Source organism: Streptomyces sp. NPDC058697 (assembly GCF_042715345.1).
In the GTDB taxonomy this organism is placed as follows: Bacteria; Actinomycetota; Actinomycetes; order Streptomycetales; family Streptomycetaceae; genus Streptomyces; species Streptomyces liliifuscus.
The window spans coordinates 31,792-54,425 of the sequence record NZ_JBHXSU010000017.1 but is presented as its reverse complement, the minus strand read 5'-3'; the positions used below and the strand labels follow the sequence as shown (position 1 = coordinate 54,425).

At 69.6% G+C, this 22,634-nt stretch carries 22 protein-coding genes and 1 tRNA gene; 10 read left to right on the top strand and 13 right to left on the bottom strand.

Annotated features, from left to right (window positions below; genetic code table 11):
• Positions 1-151 precede the first annotated feature (151 nt).
• Complete coding sequence (locus ACFWXQ_RS32230; RefSeq protein ID WP_383941618.1) at positions 152-1,180, bottom strand: P1 family peptidase; 1,029 nt, start codon at positions 1,178-1,180, stop codon at positions 152-154.
• A gap of 20 nt (positions 1,181-1,200) precedes the next feature.
• Positions 1,201-2,451 (bottom strand): low temperature requirement protein A, encoded by a 1,251-nt coding sequence (locus ACFWXQ_RS32225; protein WP_383941615.1) that lies wholly within the window; start codon positions 2,449-2,451, stop codon positions 1,201-1,203.
• Between the two features lie 125 nt (positions 2,452-2,576).
• Between ACFWXQ_RS32225 and ACFWXQ_RS32220 the strand changes: the two genes are divergently transcribed.
• Positions 2,577-2,774 carry a hypothetical protein gene (locus ACFWXQ_RS32220; RefSeq protein WP_383941612.1) on the top strand — a complete coding sequence of 66 codons (198 nt, stop codon included), beginning with the start codon at positions 2,577-2,579 and terminating at the stop codon, positions 2,772-2,774.
• A gap of 82 nt (positions 2,775-2,856) precedes the next feature.
• Here ACFWXQ_RS32220 and mscL read toward each other — a convergent pair whose 3' ends face one another.
• The 6 genes from mscL to ACFWXQ_RS32190 form a co-directional block, all read right to left on the bottom strand.
• On the bottom strand, positions 2,857-3,342 hold the full coding sequence (gene mscL, locus ACFWXQ_RS32215; RefSeq protein ID WP_383941648.1) for a large conductance mechanosensitive channel protein MscL: 486 nt from the start codon (positions 3,340-3,342) through the stop codon (positions 2,857-2,859).
• 132 nt (positions 3,343-3,474) lie between these two features.
• Entirely contained in the window at positions 3,475-4,026 is a 552-nt protein-coding gene (locus tag ACFWXQ_RS32210) for a hypothetical protein (protein ID WP_383941645.1), read from the bottom strand.
• Positions 4,027-4,332: 306 nt separating this feature from the next.
• A complete protein-coding gene (locus ACFWXQ_RS32205) occupies positions 4,333-5,175 on the bottom strand; it encodes an S-methyl-5'-thioadenosine phosphorylase (RefSeq protein WP_383941609.1) in 843 nt (280 codons plus the stop codon).
• A 153-nt stretch (positions 5,176-5,328) separates the two neighbouring features.
• Positions 5,329-5,673 (bottom strand): FmdB family zinc ribbon protein, encoded by a 345-nt coding sequence (locus tag ACFWXQ_RS32200; protein WP_383941607.1) that lies wholly within the window; start codon positions 5,671-5,673, stop codon positions 5,329-5,331.
• A gap of 68 nt (positions 5,674-5,741) precedes the next feature.
• Positions 5,742-7,031 (bottom strand): MFS transporter, encoded by a 1,290-nt coding sequence (locus ACFWXQ_RS32195; RefSeq protein ID WP_383941606.1) that lies wholly within the window; start codon positions 7,029-7,031, stop codon positions 5,742-5,744.
• Between the two features lie 342 nt (positions 7,032-7,373).
• Positions 7,374-8,882, bottom strand: a complete 1,509-nt coding sequence (locus ACFWXQ_RS32190; RefSeq protein WP_383941641.1) for a potassium/proton antiporter — start codon at positions 8,880-8,882, stop codon at positions 7,374-7,376.
• Positions 8,883-9,185: 303 nt separating this feature from the next.
• On the opposite strand from ACFWXQ_RS32190, the gene ACFWXQ_RS32185 reads away from it, so the two are divergent.
• Entirely contained in the window at positions 9,186-11,948 is a 2,763-nt protein-coding gene (locus tag ACFWXQ_RS32185; RefSeq protein ID WP_383941603.1) for a penicillin acylase family protein, read from the top strand.
• A gap of 80 nt (positions 11,949-12,028) precedes the next feature.
• On the opposite strand, the gene ACFWXQ_RS32180 is transcribed toward ACFWXQ_RS32185, so the two are convergent.
• Positions 12,029-12,655 carry a 5-formyltetrahydrofolate cyclo-ligase gene (locus ACFWXQ_RS32180; protein ID WP_383941600.1) on the bottom strand — a complete coding sequence of 209 codons (627 nt, stop codon included), beginning with the start codon at positions 12,653-12,655 and terminating at the stop codon, positions 12,029-12,031.
• Between the two features lie 94 nt (positions 12,656-12,749).
• Between ACFWXQ_RS32180 and galU the strand changes: the two genes are divergently transcribed.
• From galU to ACFWXQ_RS32145, 7 genes are all read left to right on the top strand, one after another.
• Entirely contained in the window at positions 12,750-13,652 is a 903-nt protein-coding gene (gene galU, locus ACFWXQ_RS32175; RefSeq protein WP_383941597.1) for a UTP--glucose-1-phosphate uridylyltransferase GalU, read from the top strand.
• A gap of 4 nt (positions 13,653-13,656) precedes the next feature.
• On the top strand, positions 13,657-14,979 hold the full coding sequence (glp, locus tag ACFWXQ_RS32170) for a gephyrin-like molybdotransferase Glp (RefSeq protein ID WP_383941594.1): 1,323 nt from the start codon (positions 13,657-13,659) through the stop codon (positions 14,977-14,979).
• A gap of 63 nt (positions 14,980-15,042) precedes the next feature.
• Positions 15,043-15,522, top strand: a complete 480-nt coding sequence (gene moaC, locus ACFWXQ_RS32165) for a cyclic pyranopterin monophosphate synthase MoaC (RefSeq protein WP_143638866.1) — start codon at positions 15,043-15,045, stop codon at positions 15,520-15,522.
• Positions 15,519-16,076, top strand: a complete 558-nt coding sequence (locus ACFWXQ_RS32160) for a molybdenum cofactor biosynthesis protein B (RefSeq protein WP_383941589.1) — start codon at positions 15,519-15,521, stop codon at positions 16,074-16,076. The genes moaC and ACFWXQ_RS32160 overlap by 4 nt, the downstream gene beginning before the upstream one ends.
• 26 nt (positions 16,077-16,102) lie before the next feature.
• A complete protein-coding gene (locus ACFWXQ_RS32155; RefSeq protein ID WP_055615847.1) occupies positions 16,103-16,732 on the top strand; it encodes a GNAT family N-acetyltransferase in 630 nt (209 codons plus the stop codon).
• 177 nt (positions 16,733-16,909) lie between these two features.
• Entirely contained in the window at positions 16,910-18,355 is a 1,446-nt protein-coding gene (gene glpR / locus ACFWXQ_RS32150; RefSeq protein ID WP_383941586.1) for a gephyrin-like molybdotransferase receptor GlpR, read from the top strand.
• Between the two features lie 108 nt (positions 18,356-18,463).
• Positions 18,464-18,537, top strand: a tRNA-Ala gene (locus ACFWXQ_RS32145).
• 69 nt (positions 18,538-18,606) lie between these two features.
• Here the strand turns inward: ACFWXQ_RS32145 and ACFWXQ_RS32140 are convergent.
• Positions 18,607-19,674 carry a hypothetical protein gene (locus ACFWXQ_RS32140; RefSeq protein WP_383941583.1) on the bottom strand — a complete coding sequence of 356 codons (1,068 nt, stop codon included), beginning with the start codon at positions 19,672-19,674 and terminating at the stop codon, positions 18,607-18,609.
• A gap of 73 nt (positions 19,675-19,747) precedes the next feature.
• Complete coding sequence (locus ACFWXQ_RS32135; RefSeq protein ID WP_383941580.1) at positions 19,748-20,224, bottom strand: GNAT family N-acetyltransferase; 477 nt, start codon at positions 20,222-20,224, stop codon at positions 19,748-19,750.
• A gap of 97 nt (positions 20,225-20,321) precedes the next feature.
• Between ACFWXQ_RS32135 and ACFWXQ_RS32130 the strand changes: the two genes are divergently transcribed.
• On the top strand, positions 20,322-21,146 hold the full coding sequence (locus tag ACFWXQ_RS32130; RefSeq protein WP_383941577.1) for an exodeoxyribonuclease III: 825 nt from the start codon (positions 20,322-20,324) through the stop codon (positions 21,144-21,146).
• A gap of 202 nt (positions 21,147-21,348) precedes the next feature.
• Here the strand turns inward: ACFWXQ_RS32130 and ACFWXQ_RS32125 are convergent, their stop codons facing one another.
• Together ACFWXQ_RS32125 and ACFWXQ_RS32120 are read right to left on the bottom strand one after the other, a co-directional pair.
• Positions 21,349-21,894: a recombinase family protein gene (locus ACFWXQ_RS32125; RefSeq protein ID WP_383941574.1), complete on the bottom strand. Its 546-nt coding sequence runs from the start codon at positions 21,892-21,894 to the stop codon at positions 21,349-21,351.
• A 41-nt stretch (positions 21,895-21,935) separates the two neighbouring features.
• On the bottom strand, positions 21,936-22,484 hold the full coding sequence (locus ACFWXQ_RS32120) for a recombinase family protein (protein WP_386269720.1): 549 nt from the start codon (positions 22,482-22,484) through the stop codon (positions 21,936-21,938).
• Positions 22,485-22,634 lie beyond the last annotated feature (150 nt).

The window sequence follows — 22,634 nt, the reverse complement described above, 5'->3', positions numbered from 1 at the left end:
AGCTCAGCGCTGTGCTATGCCGAACGGAAGCGAGACGCAGGGCCTGCACGTGATCGACTTCGACGCCTTCCGCGGCCTGGGCGTCGGCAGTTTGACCAGGGACATGGGGACCTGGCGGCCCTCCCGCCTCCGCCCATTCCATCCCCTCCCGCTACCGCTGCCCGTACAGCTCCCCGTACGCCGGCCACATCCCTCCCGGGCCCTCCACCGACTCGGCGGCCCGTACCGCGCGGACGATCGCGCGTGTCACCAGGTCCGCGCCGGCGGCGAGGATCTCGTTGAGCGCCAGCGGGTTCTCCTCCGCGAGGGGACGCGCCCCCGTGGCGAGCGCGAACACCGTGTCGCCGTCGTGGAGGAGATGCACCGGCCGGACAGCACGCGCGATGCCGTCGTGTGCCGTGCCGGCCAGCTTCTGGGCCTGCGCCTTCGACAGGTCGGCGTCGGTGGCGACCACCGCGAGGGTGGTGTTCAGCGGGGGAAGGTTGTTCTTCGCAGCGGCCTCGGCGAGCCGCACCCGCGCGGCCTCGTGAACCTCCTCGGCCGGACAGGCCAACAGCCCCTGGACCAACTCCCCGTACAACGCCCCTGTCTCCGGCTCCACCACCGACCCCGCCGCGTTGGCCACGACCAGCGCCGCCACCGTGACACCCGATTCGAGCACGGCACTCGCGGTACCGACCCCTCCCTTCATCATTCCGACGGCCGCCCCCGTCCCGGCGCCCACGGACCCCTCAGGAACTCGCGCGCCCGGCTCGCTCGCAGCCGCGGCCTCCACCGCCTCGCGGCCGACCGCCGCGTCCGGCCTTGCCCGGAAGTCGCCGCCCCGGCCGAGGTCGAAGACACAGGCCGCCGGCACGACGGGCACCACCTGCCGCGGATCGGGCCCGACCCGCACCCCGCGCCCCCGCTCCTCCAGCCAGGCCATCACACCCGTCGCCGAGTCCAGCCCGTACGCGCTGCCACCGGTCAGTACGAGCGCCTCGACCTTCCGCACCACATTGCGCGGATCGAGCGCGTCGGTCTCCTTGGTACCCGGCCCGCCACCGCGCACGTCCACCGCGGCGACCGCGCCGCCTTCCGGGGCGAGGACAACCGTCGTACCGGTGAGCCAACCGTCACCGATCCTCGTGGCATGCCCCACACGCAGCCCGGCCACATCCGTCAGAGCGTCAACTGTCATAAGCCCAGTGTCGACCCGCCCTACGAGGCCGACGCGCCCGCCACGGCTTCCCCCCTCTCCTCCCGCGCGGCCATCCGGGCGCTCAGCGTCACCCCCACGACCACCGCGAGCGCGGCCACCACACCGGCCGCGAGCACCGCCCAGTCACCCAGGAACGTGCACAGGGCCACCGCCAACGCCGTGACCGGCAGCACCAGTTGCTGCGCCGTGCCCACCTTGTAGTGGCGGGCGTGCAGCACCCAGACGGTCAGGAGGAACAACGCCGTCGGAAGTGTTACCGCGGCCGACGCCGCCACCGTGGAGATGTGCGCCTTGCCGACCGCCTGCTCCACCGCGACCTCAAGACCGGCACCGATCGCCGCCGCCGACGCGAAGATCACGTAGTGGCCGTACCCCCACAGGAACGCCTTCCTGCTGGAGCTGAGATGGCCGTGGATCGGTACGACGAAGTAGATCCACCACGCAGCGAAGATGATCAGCAGCCCACCCGAGGCGATCGGGAGGAGCTCGCCCAACGCGTCGTTCTCGTCCACCCCCACCTTCACCGCGATCGTGGCCGCGGCGATGGTCTCGCCGAGGACGATGATCGTGAAGAGCCCGTACCGCTCGGAGATGTGGTGCGGATGCCAGACCGTGCTGAACTCCCTCTCCGCCAGCAGCGGGACGCACATCTCGGCGATCGCCATCACCAGGAACAGCCACGGCCGGCCGGACTCCGGCAGGAGCACCAGCCCCACCCAGCCGACCTGGCACACCACGACCCCGCCCGCGTACCGCAACGCCATCCGCCGCTCGGCGCCGTCCGCGTTCCGGGCCGCGCGCAGCCACTGCACGGTCAGCGCCATCCGCATGATCACGTAGCCCACCAGGACCAGCAGGAAGTCGTGGTCCTCGAACGCCTTGGAGACCCCGGCTGCCAGCACCAGCACACCGGCGATCTGGATCAGTGTGACGACCCGGTACAGCACGTCGTCGTTGTCGTACGCCGACGCGAACCAGGTGAAGTTCATCCACGCCCACCAGATGGCGAAGAACACCATCGCGTAGTTCAGGATGCCCTCGGCCGCGTGCGCCTCCGCGACGGAGTGCACCAGCTGCACTCCCGCCTGGGCGATGGCCACGACGAAACACAGATCGAAGAACAGCTCCAGCGGCGACGCGACCCGGTGCGCCTCGTCCCGCCCCCGCGCGGTCATCCTGCGCAGCGGCCGAGGTGAGGGGACGGTTCGGGAGCGGTGCGGACCGGATTCGGAAGAGGCATCGGGCGTCATGCGCCCAAGCACAGCAGAAACGCCCCAAAAATCCAGAAGCACGCCGAGACCCGCCCCCTGACTCCCGCCCGGCCCCGCCCCCCGAGTCCGGACCGAGCCCGGGCCCGGACCCGTACCCTGGACGCATGAGCGCTACCCCCGCCCCGCCCCCCAGCCCCGACGCCGAGCCACGTGACCCCAAGGCCGCGCTGGTCTTCGACGACCCGTTGAGCCGGCCGTCCGCCGACGACACGGACCGCGGTTGGGGCGAGCGGCCCACCGGCGACAGCGCGGCAGCGGACCTGGCCCGCTTCCTGGACGAAAAGCCGCCCCACCACATCTGACCCCGCACCACCGCCGAGCCCAGCGACCCGCAGCCGCGGCGAGACCCTCGACGGACGGCCGCCAGTACGGCGAATACCGCGGCTACTGCTCGTTGTGCCCCGAGCCGCGCTGGGCCACCAGGGCGTCGCGGATCTCCTTCAGAACCTCCAGCTCGCTCACCTCGATCACCTCCTGCGTACCCTCCTTCGCCTTCTGGCGGGCCGCCTGCTTGGCGAGGTACTTGGACATCGGCAGCACCATCAGGAAGTAGACGACGGCCGCGGTGATCACGAAGGTCAGCGTCGCGCTGAGGACCGTGCCCCACATGATGGGGATACCGCTCGTCGTGGTCCCCGTCGCCTCGTCGAACCGGCACGGGTCCTTCAGACACGAGCTGTACTGGTTGAGGTCCTTGGTGCCGAACGCGCCGACCAGCGGATTGATCACGCCCTTCACCACGGAGTTGACGATGTTGGTGAAGGTGGCGCCGATGACCACCGCGACAGCCAGATCGACGACGTTCCCGCGCATCAGGAAGGCCTTGAAGCCGTCCCAGACGCTCGGATCCTTCTTCTGCTCGCTCACCAGGGAGCCCCTCTTCAGCCGCACAAACTGTGGAATCAACAGCTCCGCAACCTACGTCAAGGCGCGGCAACGCTGTCCAATTCTGTAACTCCAACGAGGGACTTGACAGCCCGACGGCAGCCATCCTGGCCATGGTCAGCACAGGGTCACCGCCAACCGCGAGGTCGCGCCGGCCCCGGCCAGCAACGTGGCCGTCCGCCGAGGCACGGACAGCACAACCAACGCCCCACCCTCGGACACACTGTCCGGCGACTCGGGCACTTTCGTCACCCGCGCACCACGCGCGACCACGCGAGCGTCACCAGGCCCCACCGCACCCTGTTCCGCCGCAACGACGTCGACCCGGTCCCCCGCCCTGAGCAACCGCACGGTCGCACCATCAGCAATCCGCACAGGCGCCGCAACCATCTCAACGGACCGCTCCCGCACAACATCCACCACCGCACGCCCCCGAGGCGCCCCCCGAGCCTCGGTATCTCTCTCCCTCGGCCCCGCCGAGACGAGCGCCACGGCGGTCACCGCGAGACCGACCGCCAAGGCCCGCCGCCGATGCCGAACGAGCCGCCGCACCTGATACTGCCCACCCCGCACCCGCACAGGAGCGAAATGCGGCACCTCACAAGTGCCGGGCACATCCGTGCCCAACGGACGCGAAAACGAAGAAAGCTGCGACACGGCTGCCACCACCTGTGGTCGAAAGATCTGCTTGCGACCCCAGCCTGCGCCTTCCTGAGGAATCCCACCGAGCCCAGTGGACGACCACCAGATTGTGGACAACCCCCTCACCCGAACGGAAGGTTCCGGACCCGCAGCCGACAACGCACGGGAGCGGGCCGTGCCGGTACGTCGAAAGCCCGCCGCATAGGGCTCCTCCGGCAAGCAGCACCTTCCAGACCCACAGCCGTATACCCGGCACGCGGCGGGCTCGACGTACCGGCACGGCCCGCGCCCCAAGACAACGCGCCGCGTACCACCCGGCACCCGGCGCGCCCCCTACGGCAACGCAACCCCCGTATCCATCCCACCCAACGCACTCATGCACAGACAATCCCGCGAAGCGTCAGCAGGCAGCCCCGCCACCGCATCGAACAGAACCCCCCGCAACCGATCTACATTCGCCGCGAACACCTTGAACACCTCCTCGTGCGAGACGCCCTCCCCGCTCTCGGCCCCCGCATCGAGATCGGTGACCAGCGTCAACGACGTATAACAAAGCTCCAGTTCACGAGCGAGCGCAGCCTCCGGATGCCCGGTCATCCCCACCACGGACCACCCCTGCGCCCGATACCAGAGCGACTCCGCACGGGTCGAGAACCGCGGCCCCTCAATGACGACCAGCGTCCCGCCGTCCACAGGCTCCCAGTCCCGCCCCCGCGCCGCCTCCAGAGCGACCCCCCGCCCGATGGGGCAATACGGATCGGCAAGGGACACGTGGACAACGTTCGGCACGTCACCTCCGGGCAACGGCAGCCCGTCGAAGTAGGACTGCGCCCGGGACTGCGTACGGTCCACGAACTGGTCCGGCACGAGCAGCGTCCCAGGCCCGTACTCCGGCCGCAGCCCGCCCACCGCACACGGCCCGAGCACCTGACGCGCCCCGACGGACCGCAGCGCCCACAGATTGGCGCGGTAGTTGATGCGGTGCGGCGGCAGATGGTGGCCGCGCCCGTGGCGGGGAAGGAAGGCGACCCGCCGCCCGGCGATCTCGCCGAGGAACAGGGAGTCGCTGGGCGCTCCGTACGGCGTGTCCACCTGTATCTCGGTCACGTCGTCGAGGAAGGAGTAGAAGCCCGACCCGCCGATGACGCCGATCTCGACGCTCTCCGTGTTCACCATGGACGGCACCCTAGCCGGGCCCGGAAACATGAACGGCACCCCAGCCGGGCCCGGAAACATGAACGGCACCCCAGCCGGGCCCGGAAACGCCAAAGACCCTGCCGTCGTAGGACGACAGGGTTCGTGGGCGAAGATCCGTTGTGCGCGAGAGCGTTACGCGGCGTTGCTGCTGCCGGAGGACGAACTCGTGGACGACGACTTCGAGTCCGACTTGGAGCCCGACGACGAGGAGTCCGACGAGGACGACGTCTTCGAGTCGGATGATCCGGCCGATCCGGCCGACGACTTCGTGGCCGGCGCCGGGCTGCTGCTCGACGACGAACCGCGGCTGTCGTTGCGGTAGAAGCCGGAGCCCTTGAAGACGATGCCGACCGCGGAGAACACCTTCTTCAGGCGTCCGTCGCAACTCGGGCACACGGTGAGGGCGTCATCGGTGAACTTCTGCACCGCCTCGAGGCCCTCGCCGCACTCGGTGCACTGGTACTGGTAGGTCGGCACTTGTCTTCCTCCTGGCACTCTCACTCAGTGAGTGCTAACGACGGTCCATAGTGACGTATTCCTCGGGATCAGTCCACTGCCACCGGCACTCGGTGACCCACGCCACGTGCGACGGTCCGGCTCACGCCCCGGGGCGAGAGCCGTGAACGCAGGGTCACGAGGGTCGCCAGGGCCAGCAGCGTGCCGCCCATCGGGACGAGGAATCCGGCACCGTCCCACAGGCGGTCCTCCATCTGTCCGGCGACGGTGACGGCGGCCGCCTGCCCGAGCGCGACCGCTCCGGTGAGCCAGGTGAAGGCCTCGGTCCGGGCGCCCGCGGGCACGAGCCCGTCGACCAGGGTGTAGCCGGTGATCAGCGCGGGAGCGATGCACACACCGACGAGGAGACCGACCCCCGCGAGGACGACCACCGACTGGGCGGCCCACAGCCCGGAGGCGGCAAGCCCCAGGGCGGCGTACGCGACGACGAGGCGGCGGCGCGGGGCGACCTTCCAGGCGATCGCGCCGCAGACGACGCCGGAGAGCATGTTGCCCGCGGCGAAGGTCCCGTACAGGACACCGTTCAGACCGGGCTCGCCGATGGACTCGCTGAACGCGGCGAGCGAGACCTGCATGCCGCCGAACACGGCGCCGATGCCGAGGAAGGCCACGATCAGCACACGCGCGCCCGGGACGGACAGGGCGGAGGCGTGCTTCACGCGCGCGTGCCCCTTGAGAGCCACGGCCGGCTGGGTGCCGCGCTGGGCGGCGAACAGCAGACCGCCGACCAGGGTCAGCGCGGCCTCCGTGAGCAGACCGGCGGCCGGGTCGACGGCGGTGCACAGCGCGGTCGCCAGCAGCGGCCCGAACACGAAGGTCAGTTCGTCGGTGACGGACTCGAAGGCCGCGGCGGTCGTCATCAGAGGCGAGTCCTGGAGCTTGACGCCCCAGCGGGCCCGCACCATGGGCCCGATCTGCGGCACCGAGGCGCCCGTCGGCACGGCGGCCACGAAGAGCGCCCACAGAGGCGCGTCCGAGAGCGCCAGGGCGGTCAGGGAGAGCCCCGCCAGCGTGTGGACGAGGACGCCGGGCAGCAGGACGGCCCGCTGGCCGTGACGGTCGGCGAGGCGGCCGGTGAAGGGCGCGAACAGTGCCAGGGAGACGCCGGTCACCGCGGCGACGGCGCCGGCGGCCCCGTACGAGCCGGTGGTGTGCTGGACGAGCAGCACGATGGAGATGGTCAGCATCGCGAACGGCTGCCGCGCGGCGAAGCCGGGAAGCAGGAACGTCCACGCGCCGCGCGTACGCAGCAGTTGTCCGTATCCCGGGCGGGAGGAGACAGGAGTCCCGGGGGACTCCGAGGTGACCGTGGATGCCACGGCCCGTGCCTTTCTGCCGCCTGGTAGCGCAGCCCCTTTACGGGGCTGGAGGCGCCGAGAGCTGTCCTCTTGCGCGGAACTGCGGTAGATGCCGGGCCGCCCGCCTGAGGGCACCGCGGCCGCCATACGGTCGCGCCAGCTCTGCGTCAGGCAGAGTTGGTTAGATCAAGATGCGCCTTGATGATACAGGCCCAAGCGACTGCACCCCTATGAAATCCAGCACTCTTCTGGCCGACGCCTGCGAATACTCACCGGGCCGAGGTGCCCGAAAGCCAAGGAGCCCGAAAGTCAGGGACCCAAAGCGCAGGGAGCCGACCAGTCGGAGAGTCAAGGAGCCGAGGATCAATCCCCGGCCCCGTTCCCACCAGTCCCCAGCCACCCCGCCAGCTTGCCCCCCTGACCCACCGCCCGCAGCCGCTGCTCGGCGGCGTCCCGGACGGGATCGGTGGCCACCACGAGCAGTTCGTCACCGAGCCGAAGCACGGTCGTAGGAAGCGGAACGAACGATTCTCCACCGCGGACGACCAGCGTGACGGCCGCGCCCGCGGGCAGCCGCAGCTCGTTGATCTCGACGCCGTGCATCTTCGACCCCTCCGGGATCGCGACGGACAGCAGATGTCCGCGCAGCCGCTCCAGGGGTGCCGACTCGATCCCCAGGTCGGCGGTCTCCGAGGGGGACTTGGACACCCCCAGCTTCCGGGCCGTCCAGGGGAGCGTGGGCCCCTGGACGAGGGTGTAGACGACGACAAGTACGAAGACGATGTTGAAAATGCGACGGCTTTCCTCGACGCCGCTCACCATCGGGATCGTGGCCAGAATGATGGGCACCGCGCCGCGCAGCCCGGCCCACGACATCAGGGCCTGTTCCTGCCAGCGCATGCGGAAGGGGGCCAGCGCCACCGCGACGCTCAGCGGTCGCGCCACCATGGTCAGCACCAGCCCGATGACGAGCGCGGGCCAGATGTCGTCGCCCATCTCGTGCGGTGTGACCAGCAGCCCGAGCAGCACGAACATGCCGATCTGGGCGATCCAGCCGAGCCCGTCGGCGAAGCCGCGGGTGGCGGGCCAGTGCGGCAGCTTCGCGTTGCCCAGCACCATCGAGGCCAGGTACACGGCGAGGAAGCCGCTGCCGTGGGCCAGCGCCCCGGCCGCGTACGCCGTGACCGCGATCGCCATCACGGCGATCGGGTAGAGGCCGGAGGCGGGCAGCGCCACATGCCGCAGTCCGTACGCCCCCAGGAAGCCCACCGCGAGGCCGATGGCCGCTCCGATGGACAGCTCCAGCGCTATCTCGCCGAGCAGGTGGTACCAGTGCTCCACCGGGCCGGTCATGGAGAACGAGACGACGAGGATGACCACCGGGGCGTCGTTGAAGCCCGACTCGGCCTCCAGGATGCCCGTCACGCGCGCGGGGAGGGGCACTTTCCGCAGCACGGAGAAGACCGCCGCCGCGTCCGTCGAGGACACCACCGCGCCGATGATGAGCGCCTGCCGCCACTCCAGCCCGATCAAGTAGTGGGCCGCTGTCGCGGTGATGCCGACGCTCACCGAGACGCCGACCAGCGCCAGCGAGGAGGCGGCCGGCAGCCCGGGCTTGATCTCTTTCCACTTCGTGCCGAGGCCGCCCTCGGCCAGGATCACGACCAGGGCCGCGTACCCGATGACCTGGGTCATCTCCGCGTTGTCGAAGTGGATGTCGCCGATGCCGTCCTGGCCCATGGCGACGCCGATGCCCAGGTAAACGAGCAGGCTGGGGAGCCCGCTGCGCGACGAGATCCGAACCGCTGCCACCGCGACGAGCAGAACGAGCGAGCAGACGAGCAGGAGCTGGTTGAGGTGGTGGACAGTCAGCGGCTGTTCCCTTCTCGCCGTTCCGGGTGGATCACTTTGACCAGTTGGACCGCTTCGATCGGCCGGATCACCGTGTTCGGTGCAACCGTGGCCGATTCGGCCGGCCCGATGGTTCAACTACTTCGTTACCTTACCTAACTCTTGACGCTTTCTTGACACTCGGCAAGGCAAGATCGAACTCCCGTCCGCCCGGGTTCCCGACTCCGCGTCAAGCCCGAGTTGGCCCTGCGCCTATGGTTGCTCCAGCGCTCAGTCAAATGGACATGCCCGCCTGCCGCTCGCGTGAGGACAGCAAGGACAGCGATGCCCCCCAACACCACCGCATCTTCCGGTCAAAAGCCCGGCAAGTCCGGCAGGAAGAAGGGGCGCAGAGCCCGTCTGATCCTGATCGTCCTGGTTCTGGCCATCATCGGCGGCATCGCCTACGGGTCGTTCTGGAGCATCAGCACCGTCCGTGCCTCCTTCCCCCAGACCAAGGGTTCCATCACGCTCGACGGTCTGTCGGGCCCCGTGGACGTCAAGCGCGACGGCTACGGCATCCCGCAGATCTACGCCTCGACCGACGCGGACCTGTTCATGGCGCAGGGCTACGTCCAGGCGCAGGACCGGTTCTACGAGATGGACGTACGCCGTCACATGACGGCCGGCAGGCTCTCCGAGATGTTCGGCGAGAGCCAGGTCGACGAGGACGAGTTCCTGCGCACGCTCGGCTGGCACCGGGTCGCGGAGAAGGAGTACGAGACCAAGCTCTCCGCGGAGACGAAGAAGTACCTCCAGGCATACGCCAAGGGGGTCAACGCGTACCTGAAGGGCAAGGACGGCGGGGACATCTCGCTGGAGTACGCGGCCCTCGGTTTCTCCAACGACTACAAGCCCAAGGAGTGGACCCCGGTCGACTCGGTGGCCTGGCTCAAAGCGATGGCCTGGGACCTGCGCGGCAACATGCAGGAGGAGATCGACCGCTCCTTGATGACCAGCCGCCTGGGCCCGCAGCAGATCGCCGACCTGTACCCGCAGTACCCGTACGACCGGAACAAGCCGATCGTGCAGGAGGGCCAGTACGACAGCGCCACCGGGGAGTACCAGCAGGACAGCGACACAAGCACCGGTACCGGCGGTACGCAGTCCTCGGCGGGCACCGGGCTCGCGAACAACGAAGAGGCCCCCTCCGGGCTGCAGAGCCAGCTGTCGGGCCTCTACAAGGTGCTCGACGACGTCCCTGAGGCCGTCGGCGTGAACGGCAACGGCATCGGTTCGAACTCGTGGGTCGTCAAGGGCACCCACACCATCACCGGCAAGCCGCTGCTCGCCAACGACCCGCACCTCTCGGCCTCGCTGCCGTCCGTCTGGTACCAGATGGGCCTGCACTGCAGAAGCGTCTCCGAGAAGTGCCAGTACGACGTCTCCGGGTACACCTTCGCGGGCATGCCGGGCGTGGTCATCGGCCACAACCAGTCCATCGCCTGGGGCATGACCAACTCCGGGGCCGACGTCACCGACCTGTACCTGGAGAAGCTCACCGGGAACGGCTACGAGTACGACGACAAGGTGAAGGCGTTCACCACCCGCGAGGAGACGATCAACGTCGCGGGCGGCAAGGCCAAGACCATCGTCGTCAGGGAGACCGACAACGGACCGCTGCTGTCCGACCGCGACGACGAGCTCGTGAAGGTCGGCAAGAAGGCCACCGTCGACAGCGCGGCACCCGACCGCGGCGATGGCTACGGCATCTCCCTGCGCTGGACCGCCCTGGACCCGGGCAATTCCATGGACGCCGTGTTCGCGATGAACAAGGCCACCGACTGGACGCAGTTCCGCAAGGCGGCCACGCTCTTCGACGTGCCGTCGCAGAACCTGACCTACGCGGACACCGACGACAACATCGGCTACCAGCTGCCCGGCAGGATCCCGATCCGCGGTGAGGGCGACGGCTCGCTCCCCTCGCCCGGCTGGGACTCCAAGTACCGCTGGACCGGCTACATCAAGCAGGCCGAGCTGCCCTACGAGTACAACCCCGATCGCGGCTACATCGTGACCGCCAACCAGGCCGTCGTCGACAAGGACAAGTACCCGTACACGCTCACCACGGACTGGGGCTACGGCACGCGCAGCCAGCGGATCGCCGATCTCATCGAGTCGAAGATCAAGGGCGGCGGCAAGATCTCGACCGACGACATGCGCCAGATGCAGCTCGACAACAGCAGCGAGATCGCCAAGCTCCTGGTGCCCAAGCTGCTCAAGATCGACGTGGCCGACAAGCACGTCCGTGAGGCGCAGAAGCTCCTGGAGGGCTGGAACTACACCCAGGACGCCGACTCGGCCGCGGCCGCGTACTTCAACGCGACCTGGCGCAACATCCTCAAGCTCGCCTTCGGCAACAAGCTGCCCAAGGAGCTGCGGGTCGAGGGCCAGTGCCTGAACGTCGAGCCGGTGGACTCCACCGGTCCCGCCGACGAGGACCAGCGGGTGCGCGAGTGCGGTCAGCGTGACGCCGACAGCGCGCAGCCGGACGGCGGCGACCGCTGGTTCGAGGTGGTGCGCAAGATTCTCGACGACGAGGACAACGCCTGGTGGTCGGCGCCGAAGACGCGTACCGACGACGCCGTCGACACCCGCGACGAGCTCTTCAAGCGGGCCCTCACGGACGCCCGCTGGGAGCTCACCGCCAAGCTCGGCAAGGACATCGACAGCTGGAACTGGGGCCGACTGCACCGGCTCTACCTCAAGAACCAGACCCTGGGCCTCGAAGGCCCCGGCTTCCTGAAGTACATGCTCAACCGCGGCCCGTACAACATGGGCGGCGGCGAGGCGGCGGTGAACGCCACCGGCTGGAACGCCGCGGGCGGCTACTCCGTGGTCTGGGTGCCGTCGATGCGCATGGTGGTGAACCTGGAGGACTTCGACAAGTCGAAGTGGATCAACCTCACCGGTGCCTCCGGGCACGCCTACAGCGCCCACTACATCGATCAGACCGGCAAGTGGATCAAGGGTGAGCTGCTGCCGTGGGCCTACAAGGAGCGGGCGGTCGACGCGAAGACGTCGGACACGCTGGTCCTGAAGTCCTGAGCACCACATGAGAACGGCCCTCCACGCACGCGTGGAGGGCCGTTTCGCGCAAAGGGGCCTCTACGGGCGCAAAGAGGTCCCTACGGAGAGGGCCGGCGGAAGCGGCGTACTCCCGAAGGGGTCACCACCGCGTGCACGGGCCGGTCGTGCGGCTCCTCGGGGACGCGGTCGACCACTTCGGAGTCGTACAGCAGCACCACGAGGGCCGGATCCGCCCCCGCGCGGTCGAGCCGCGCCAGCACCCGGTCGTACGATCCGCCGCCGCGGCCGAGCCGCATCCCGCGCGCGTCCACGGCCAGGCCCGGCAGCAGCACGGCGTCGGCCGCGAGCACGGCGTCCGGGCCCAGGCGCTCGCCCGCGGGCTCCAGGAGGGCCATCTTTCCCCGGTGTTGTACGACGACGAGCGAGCCCTCTCCGGCGTACGCGCCCCAGTCCAGGTCGTTGTCCGCGAGGAGCGCCGGGAGCAGGACGCGCACGCCGCGCGCGTGGAGTGCGTCGAGGAGCGCACGGGTGCCCGGTTCGCTCCCCACGGACACGTAAGCTGCCACCGTGCGCGCGTGCGCCAGTTCGGGCAGCTCCAGGGCGCGGGCGGCGAGTGCGGTCCCGGTTTCCCGCACGTCATCGGCCGTATACCGGCTTCTCACCGTGAGGAACTCTCGCCGCAACACTCGCTTGCCAGACTCCGGTTCTGGTCCCAGGTGGCTCATAGGCTTGTTCCGTACCCTTCACAATGCGCTCATATGAGAGCGAATTAACCGGAGCCACAGATTCCATACAAAGGCACCGGATATGGTGTCGGGCATGACTCAGGCACACCCCAGGATCAGCAAGGCTGTCATCCCCGCAGCAGGCCTCGGAACCCGGTTCCTGCCGGCCACCAAAGCCACTCCCAAGGAGATGCTGCCGGTCGTCGACAAGCCGGCGATCCAGTACGTGGTCGAGGAGGCCGCGTCCGCGGGCCTCGATGACGTCCTCATGATCACGGGCCGCAACAAGCGCCCCCTCGAGGACCACTTCGACCGCAACTACGAGCTGGAATCGGCCCTTCAGAAGAAGGGCGACGCCGACCGGCTCGCCAAGGTGCAGGAGTCCAGCGACCTCGCCACCATGCACTACGTCCGCCAGGGCGACCCCAAGGGCCTCGGCCACGCCGTGCTCTGCGCCGCCCCGCACGTCGGCCACGAGCCCTTCGCCGTGCTCCTCGGCGACGACCTGATCGACCCGCGCGACCCGCTGCTCAAGCGCATGGTCGACGTCCAGGAGCAGTACGGCGGCAGCGTGATCGCCCTCATGGAGGTCGCCCCCGAGCAGATCCACCTCTACGGCTGCGCCGCCGTCGACCTCACCGACGACAGCGACGTCGTCAAGGTCCACGACCTGGTCGAGAAGCCGGCCGCCGCCGACGCCCCGAGCAACTACGCGATCATCGGCCGCTACGTCCTGGACCCCCACGTCTTCGACATACTGCGAAAGACCGAGCCCGGCCGCGGCGGCGAGATCCAGCTCACCGACGCCCTCCAGCAGCTCGCAGCCGACGAGAAGGTCGGCGGCCCGGTGCACGGCGTGATCTTCAAGGGCCGCCGCTATGACACCGGCGACCGCGGCGACTACCTGCGTGCCATTGTCAGACTCGCGTGCGAACGTGAAGACCTGGGCCCGGACTTCCGGACCTGGCTTCGCAGTTACGTCACCGAGGAGATGTAGCAATTTGAGCAGCGCCGCCACCCGCGTCACCGGCCAGGACCACCTCTGGTCGGTGTCCGAGCACCTGGAGGACATCCTCGCGACCGTCCGCCCCCTCGAAGCCATCGAGCTGCAGCTCCTCGACGCCCAGGGCTGCGTCCTGGTCGAGGACGTCACGGTGCCGGTCTCCCTGCCGCCCTTCGACAACAGCTCGATGGACGGGTACGCGGTCCGGGTCGCCGATGTCGCGGGCGCGAGCGAGGAGTACCCGGCCGTGCTCACGGTCGTCGGCGACGTCGCGGCGGGTGAGTCCGAGCTGCTCCACGTGGGACCCGGCCAGGCCGCCCGCATCATGACGGGCGCCCCGCTGCCGCCCGGCGCCGAGGCCGTCGTCCCCGTGGAGTGGACCGACGGCGGCCTGGGCGAGGGCCCCGTCTCCGGGATGCGCGCCCGCAGCGCGTCCCCCGAGGGCGCCTCCGGCCAGGTCCACGTCCACCGCTCGGCACCGGCACGCGCGCACGTGCGCGCCAAGGGCAGCGACGTGAAGGCGGGCGACCGCGCCCTCTCCGCGGGCACGGTCCTCGGCCCGCCGCAGATCGGCCTGCTCGCCGCGATCGGCCGGGGCACCGTCCGGGTGCGCCCGCGCCCGCGCGTGGTCGTCATGTCCACCGGCAGCGAACTGGTCCAGCCCGACGAGCAGTTGGGCGCCGGCCAGATCTACGACTCCAACAGCTTCGCGCTGTGCGCCGCCGCCCGTGACGCCGGCGCGATCGCCTACCGCGTGGCCGCGGTCGCCGACGACGCCGAGACACTCCGCGCCACCATCGAGGACCAGCTCATCCGCGCCGACCTCGTGGTCACCACGGGGGGCGTCAGCGTCGGCGCGTACGACGTCGTCAAGGAGGCCCTGTCCTCCGTCGGCGACGAGGACGAGGCGGGCAGCGGCATCGAGTTCCGCAAGCTCGCCATGCAGCCGGGCAAGCCCCAGGGCTTCGGCTCCATCGGCCCCGACCACACCCCGCTGCTCGCGCTCCCGGGCAACCCCGTGTCGTCGTACGTGTCCTTCGAGCTGTTCGTGCGCCCCGCGATCCGCACGCTGATGGGCGTCGAGGACGTCCACCGGTCCATGACCAGGGCGACCCTGCGTACGGACAAGGCGCTCACCTCGCCCGCCGGACGCCGTCAATTCCTGCGCGGACGGTACGCGGACGGGGAGGTCACCCCCGTCGGCGGCGCCGGATCCCACCTGATCGCGGCCCTCGCGCACGCGAACGCGCTGATCGTCGTCCCCGAGTCCGACGAGTCCGTGGAGCCCGGCACCGAGGTCGACGTGGTCCTCCTCGGCTGAAGGCCCCGACTTGGGGGTACCGTGTCGCGCACAACAGGCCCGACCGGGAGCGCCCCAGCCATCATGAGTACGCAGGACCGACTGACCCACATCGACGAGGCGGGCGCAGCCCGCATGGTGGATGTGTCCGAGAAGGACGTGACCGCCCGCACGGCCCGCGCGAGCGGTCGCGTCCTCGTCTCGCCCCGCGTGATCGAGCTGCTGCGCGGCGAGGGGGTCCCCAAGGGCGACGCCCTCGCCACCGCGCGCATCGCGGGCATCATGGGAGCCAAGCGCACCCCCGATCTGATCCCGCTCTGTCACCCTTTGTCAGTGTCGGGTGTCAAGCTTGATCTGTCGGTCGCGGACGACGCCGTCGAGATCCTGGCCACCGTGAAGACCACCGACCGCACGGGCGTCGAGATGGAGGCCCTCACCGCGGTCACCGTCGCGGCTCTCACCGTGATCGACATGGTCAAGGCGGTCGACAAGGGGGCGGTCATCACGGACGTACGCGTGGAGGAGAAGACAGGCGGCAAGTCCGGCGACTGGAGCCGGGCATGACGGCGGCACCGGCAGCACCGGCCGAGCTGCCGGCCGGCGGCGCCCTGACCGCCCCGTACAGCGCCCTCGTCGTGACGGCCTCGAACCGGGCGGCGGCGGGTGTCTACGAGGACAGGGGCGGGCCCCTGATCGCGGAGGGGCTCCAGAAGTTCGGCTTCGCGGTCGACGGGCCGTGGGTGGTCTCCGACGGGGACCCCGTCGAGAACGCCCTGCGGGTGGGTGTCACGGCCGGGTACGACGTCATCGTGACCACCGGCGGCACGGGCATCTCACCCACCGACGGCACCCCCGAGGCCACGCGGAAGGTGATCACGTACGAGGTGCCGGGCATTCCCGAGGCCATCAGGGCGTTCGGAAGGGAGAAGGTGCCCACCGCGGCGCTCTCCCGGGGGCTCGCCGGGGTCGCGGAGAGCACACTGATCGTGAACCTTCCCGGTTCCACCGGCGGGGTGCGGGACGGTCTCGCCGTCCTCGAACCCCTCCTCGTCCACGCCGTCGACCAGATCCGCGGCGGCGACCACCCCAGACCCAGCGGCAGTGGGGGTGCGAGCTGAACAGCCCATCCTGGCCGGTCGAGCTGGTGGACGGCGATGTGGTCCTCCGGCCCATAAAGCTGCGCGACCAGCGGGCCTGGCGCGACGTGAACCGCCGTAACCGGGACTGGCTGCGCCCCTGGGAGGCGACCATCCCGCCGCCCACGCCCAGCGGGCCGATCGCCCACCGGCCGACCTATCGCCAGATGGTCCGGCATCTGCGCGCCGAGGCGAACTCGGGGCGGATGCTGCCGTTCGTCATCGAGTACCAGGGGCGGCTCGTCGGGCAGTTGACGGTCGCCGGAATCACCTGGGGCTCGATGTGCTCGGGCCATATCGGCTACTGGGTGGACGAGGCGGTCGCCGGTCGCGGAGTGATGCCGACGGCCGTGGCGCTTGTGTCCGACCACTGCTTCCGAACCGTTGGTCTGCACCGCATCGAGGTCTGCATTCGGCCCGAGAACGGGCCGAGCCGACGGGTCGTGGAGAAACTCGGATTCCGTGACGAAGGCCTTCGTCCACGTTATCTCCACATCGACGGCGCCTGGCGTGACCACCTCGTCTTCGCGCTCACGGCCGAAGAGGTGCCCGAAGGACTGCTGGCCCGCTGGCGCCGGACACGCTCGCGGAACACGTCCGAAAACTCACCGCGGGACACGCCCCGGAACACCGCGTAAATGAAATGGGTGTTCGAAAATGATCGGCGATCGACCATCCTCGGGCATTAATTTCGCGCCCCTGGCGGCCTGCTGATCGCATCGGTCACAAAAAAAGCTCGAAATATCAGCCAGATCGTGCGACACACCGGCTCAATTGGCAGATGGCCTCACGCAAACCCCTCTACCGTGTGAGGCGTGAGCAGCAGCGGCCTCATCTACGCAGTCATTGTCGGGGCCTGGGCCGCCTACTTGGTGCCTATGTGGCTCCGTAGGCAGGACGAGCTGAATGAGGCCCGTCCGACGGAACGCTTCAGCACCGCCATCCGGCTTCTGTCCGGCCGGGCGGGCATGGAGCGCCGGTACGCCAAGGACCTGCGGGCGCGCTCCGCCGAAGAGGGGGAGCACCACGCCGACCCGGACGGCGTCACCGACTCGGTGGACGTCCGGGCCTTCGCCATGCCTCCGACGCGTCGCGAGGCACCGGCCGACGCCGACGACGTACGGGATGCACGAGACGTACGGGATGCACGGCGTGACGGTCGGGACGTGCGGGACGAGGCGCGGTCCGAGGGGCAGGCACAGGCGCAGCCCGCTTCGAAGCAGTCGCCGAAACAGGCATCGAAGCAGGCGCCCAGGCACGCATCGGAACAGGCGGCTCGGCAGGCGTCGAGACAGGTGTCCGCGACGGTGCCCAAGCCCGGCTCCCCGGCCGGCGCCGCCCACCCCGCGGCGAAATCCGGCCGTGCGGCGGACGGACGGCCGGTGCCCCGGCAGGGCGCCAAGCGGAAGCCGACGTCGTCCGGCTCCTCCGCGTCGTCCGGCTCCTCCGCGTCGTCCCCCGCGAGGCGGGCCGCCGCCGCGGAGGCCGCGGCGCGCGCCCGGCGCTCGAAGGTGCTCGCGCGCCGACGGCGTACGACGATGATGCTCTTCATGGCCTTCACGCTCGGCGCGGTCGTCGCGGCGGTCGGCGGACTCGCGTTCCTGTGGGCGCCCGGGGTGCCCGCGGTGATGCTGAGCGTTTACATCGCCTATCTGCGCTCCCAGGAGCGGCGGCGCTTCACCTACGTGATGGACCGCAGGCGGGCCGAGGTCGCGGCGCAGCGGCTGCGGGAGCGGCAGCCCAGGCGGCGGCCGCCCACCGACCCGGGTGCCGCCGACGAGCCGGAGGACGGACCCGAGGCCGACACCGATCCCGGTCTGTCCGCGCTCGCCGCCGACCGCCGTGCCCTCGTCGAGCAGACCGACCACGCCGAGTGGGTCGACCAGCAGCGCGAGCGCCGCGGCGGCCCCGCCGGCGGCGACAGCTGGGACCCCGTCCCGGTACCGCTGCCGACGTACGTGACTGCCCCGGTCGCCCCGCGCGCCACGTCCGACGTCGACCTGGGCGGCCCCGACGCCTGGAGCTCGGCCCGGTCCAGCACGGTCGAACCGAACGCCGACGGTCCCACGGCCGAGGCGGGGGAGGAGCTCGGCGGGTCCTACACGGAGGACACGGACGGCGCGGACGATGCGGACGACGCGTCGGACAGCGCCGCGGACGCCCGGCGCGCGGCCTCGGCCCGGCGCGCCCGCGAACGTGGCCGCACGCCCCTCTTCGACCAGTACGAGGACGGCGACCGGCCGCGCGCGGCCAACGAGTGACGGTGCCTCAGAACTCCCGTCGCGGGCCCGCTCCTGACCAGCGGGTGAGGCCCCGGGAACGGATTTCCAAGCACCCTGACGGGGATGCTAGAGTTTCACTCGTTGCAAGGGCCTGTGGCGCAGTCTGGTAGCGCACCTCGTTCGCATCGAGGGGGTCTGGGGTTCAAATCCCCACAGGTCCACGCACAGATCAGAGCCCCAGCCGGTATCACCGGCTGGGGCTCTGGCGTGTTCGCCGCCCGGCCCGTTCGCTACTTCGCGTTGACCATCTGCAGGTGGTATCCCGTGACGCGGATGTCCGTGCCGGATGCCGGGATCACGGCCATGGTGATCAGGGAGTTCGTGCGGGTGAGGCCGCTCGTGCTGGTCCTGCCGTCCAGGTAGATGTCCGTGACCGTGGGCAGGTTCTCGATGTCCAGCTGGGTGGCACAGCGGGGGCCCTCGGCCTTCGGCCAGTTCCGGTAGTCGACGCCGAAGTCGTACAGGGCCAGCGCGCCGCCGTCGGTGGTCTTCAGGCCGTACGCCGTCTCGGCCGCCGTGAAGCCGGGCTCGTACTCGCCGTCGACGCAACCGTCGTCGAAGGCTGCGCGGTTCGTGTACGACTTCTTCCAGGCCTTCACGGACGCGGTGTTCACGAAGCTCGCGCCCGCCTTCCTGCCGCCCGTGACGTAGAAGTCCTTGGACAGGTCGCGCAGGTCGTCGAGCTTGACCTTGCCGACGGTGTCCGAGGCCTTGAGGACGGTGACGAAGCCGTCGTCGTCGCGGGCGACGGCCGGCAGCTTGCCCTCGGCCTCGCCGACGGACACCGCCTTCCACTCGGCGCCCTTGTTCTTGCCCTTCTCGTAGTCCTTCACGTGCTCGAAGACCAGGAGACGGCGGCGGTCCTTCTCGATGTCCTCGCCGGTGACCCGGGTGTCGACCATGAAGACCTGCGGCGAACCCTTGCGGGGGATGTAGAAGCGGGCGCCCTCGACCGGGTAGTGGAAGGGGGTCTTGAAGCTCGCCTGTTCGTCCTTCGGCAGGGCCTTGAACTGCGTGAACGTCGCCTGGCTCTGCTGGAGCAGCGCGCCGCCCTCCACCTCGGCCGTTCTGTCCGGGGCCTGCGCGGCGTTGGCCGCGTTGTTGACCTTCGCGTAGTTGAGCAGGACGGCCTGCGCCGACTTGAGGGAGATGACGCCCGCGGCTTCGGCGGAGCCGCCCTTGTCGTCCGCGCCGGACGCCTCGGTTCCGCCGTCGGAGCACGCGGTGAGGGCGAGTGCGAGGGCGGTGAAGGGCACGGCGGCTCGCAGAAGTCCGGGCGTGCGGCGGCGCGAAGTCATGGGTCCCCCGGTCGTGAAGTGTTGTGAATGATCACGACAGGCTAGTGGCCCCGCCCGCGCCGGGCCGGAGTCCTCACAGAAGCTTCGCGAAGCAGCGGCTGTCCTCGTGGAAGCGGTAGTGGCCGAACTTGACGCACGGCTCGTAGCCGCTGGAGGCGTAGAGGGCGATGGCCTCGGGCTGCTTGTTGCCGGTCTCCAGGACCATGCGGATACGGCCGGCCGCGCGGGCGTCGTCCTCCAGGGCGGCCAGGATGCGGCGGGCGAGCCCGTTGCCCCGGGCTTCGTCGACCACGTACATCCGCTTCAGCTCGGCGTCGCCGTCCGAATAGCCCTCGTCGTTCTCGTCCTGGGTACGCCAGCCGCCCGTGGCCACCGGGCGTCCCTGGACGTCGTACGCCATCAGGTACAGGCCGATCGGCGGTGCGAACATCGACGCGTCGAGCGGGGTGACGTCACCCTCGTCCCCGTAGCGCACGGCGTACTCGGCCTGCACCTGGTCGTTGAGCTTGACGGCGTCGGGGTGGTCGAAAGCGACCCGGCGTATATTCATGCTGGTTATCGTACTTCTATGCGGTGGGTGGGATGGCGGCGTGCGGTGCGTCCGCCCGTCCACGTTAAGGGCTCGGGCGGGCGGGGTGCCCGTACCAGTGTGCCGGTATCGTGCCCGCGTGCTCACTGTGACCTCTGTGAATGTGAACGGGCTCCGGGCCGCCGCCAAGAAGGGCTTTGTGGAGTGGCTGGCGGAGACGTCCGCCGACGTGCTGTGCCTCCAGGAGGTACGGGCCGAGCCGGAGCAACTCCCGGAGGGCGTACGGCAGCCCGAGGGGTGGCATGTCGTGCACGCGCCCGCCGCCGCGAAGGGCCGGGCCGGCGTCTCCCTCTACACGCGCCGCGAGCCCGACCGCGTCCAGGTCGGCTTCGGGTCCGCCGAGTTCGACGGCAGCGGACGGTATGTCGAGGCCGACCTGCCCGGCGTCACCGTCGCCAGCCTGTACCTGCCCTCCGGCGAGGTCGGCACCGAACGGCAGGACGAGAAGATCCGGTTCATGGACGAGTTCCTCGCCCACCTCAAGAACCTGCGCGAGCGCGCCGCCGCCGACGGACGCGAGGTCGTCGTCTGCGGCGACTGGAACATCGCCCACCAGCGGGCCGACCTCAAGAACTGGCGCGGCAACCAGAAGAACTCCGGCTTCCTGCCGGAGGAGCGCGAGTGGCTCGGCCGCGTCCTCGACGAGACGGAGGGCGGGTACGTGGACGTCGTACGCGCGCTGCATCCGGACGCGGAGGGGCCGTACTCGTGGTGGTCGTACCGGGGGCGGGCCTTCGAGAACGATTCAGGTTGGAGGATCGACCTCGCCGTCGCGACTCCTGGGCTCGCCAGGCGTGCGGTCAAGGGATATGTGGAACGGGCCGCCAGCCATGAGGAGCGCTGGTCGGACCATGCTCCAGTGACAGCCGTCTTCGAGATGTGAGGAGAACGGTGTGGGGCGCACCGGATCTGTACGCCCCATCCGGCTCAGGGCTGTAGCTGATCTGGCAGGGAGCCCACGACAGTGAATGTCAGCCGTGATGTGTCCGGTCCGACCAGACGGGCCGGTCCACCACCAGACCTTCCCTTGGCGACTGCGACGTGAACTCCATCCCTGAGGAGTTGTTCCCGAGTCACCTCGCCCTCTACGGCGAATGCCTCGTGGTAGCGGCCGACGGTGTAGTCGTCCAGCCAGTCGGCGCGGATGGCGGCGGGGGCAGGGCAGGTCGTGCCACGGGCAGCAGCGCGGCAGGCGTAGTCGCCGTATGCGTACGCCTTTCGTGAGGCGAATACATGCGACCGCTGCATCCGGTGCAGTGCGCGACTCCGATCAGCAGGGATGTCTCTCGGCGCTTGGGGTGAGCCCCATTCGAGCGGGCACGGAGGATGTCCTGCAGAGCCTGGAACTCCTCCTCGGTGAGCAGTGGCGGCCCGATCAGTACGGGTGAGCCTGCGGCATCGCGGACGGTCTGCCCTCTGTGTACGCGGTGCCCCATCAGCGCTGGTGTACGGAGGATTTTGGACAGGCTTCCGGCCGTCCAGCGGAATCGCTCGAAGTCACGTCCGTGGCGCCGCCCACCCATGGGGCGCCCCTGGAGTTGGGCATGGCGGTCTCGTGGCACCGGAACATCCGTCGCTTCGAGCTTGTGGGCAATGGCGACCAGGGACAGTCCCGAATGTACGTCGTCCACAATCGCGCGGACGATTGCGATCGTCTCCGGGGCGGCAGGCGTCAGGGTTGCTCACGCAGTACTTCGTGGGTGCCGGCGAGCCGAGTGGAAACGGCGAGGGTCTCCTGCTCGAGGGCGTAGGCCAGATTCATGCATCGGCGGACGGCGTCGCCATCCGCCTGCGGCGTGACCACAAGTGGCTGATGCTCTCCGGGCGTCCCGACGGCGAGTGTCTTCGCGCGCTTCTGGCCCCACTCGATCAACTCGGACATGTGCGCAACGGATCGTACGGCGCGGTCCACATGTGCCCACACGATGGCGTCGTACTCGTCCGGGCGCCGTAGCCAGGACGACAGGGAGGGCCTTTCGAAGGGGGACATCCTGTGCGCAGATACTCCGAGATCTGTGGCTTCGGCGATCAGTGCGAAACCCAGCTGCTCGGTGCACAGTTGGATCGCAGTGCGCTGCCTGCCGGGAGAGGTGGTGACTTCGGTGAGGTAGCCGAGGCGCACCGAGCCGAGAGCTCGCGGGTATTCGGTGGGACTCGAAGTCGGCTGGGACGAGTGCGGACTAGTCTTGGGCACGTCGGCGTTCCGTGAAGTGTCGGCCATACCCCGGGGCTGGTAGGACAGCCGCCGGGGCCTTTTCGATCTCACTCTCGGAGTGCGAACTGAGGTTTGTCTTCGATTGGTTGGAAAGTACCTCGATGGGATGAACATTCCGGGAGTCAGGTACTGGAACTCTCTGCCGGTTCGGTCGTC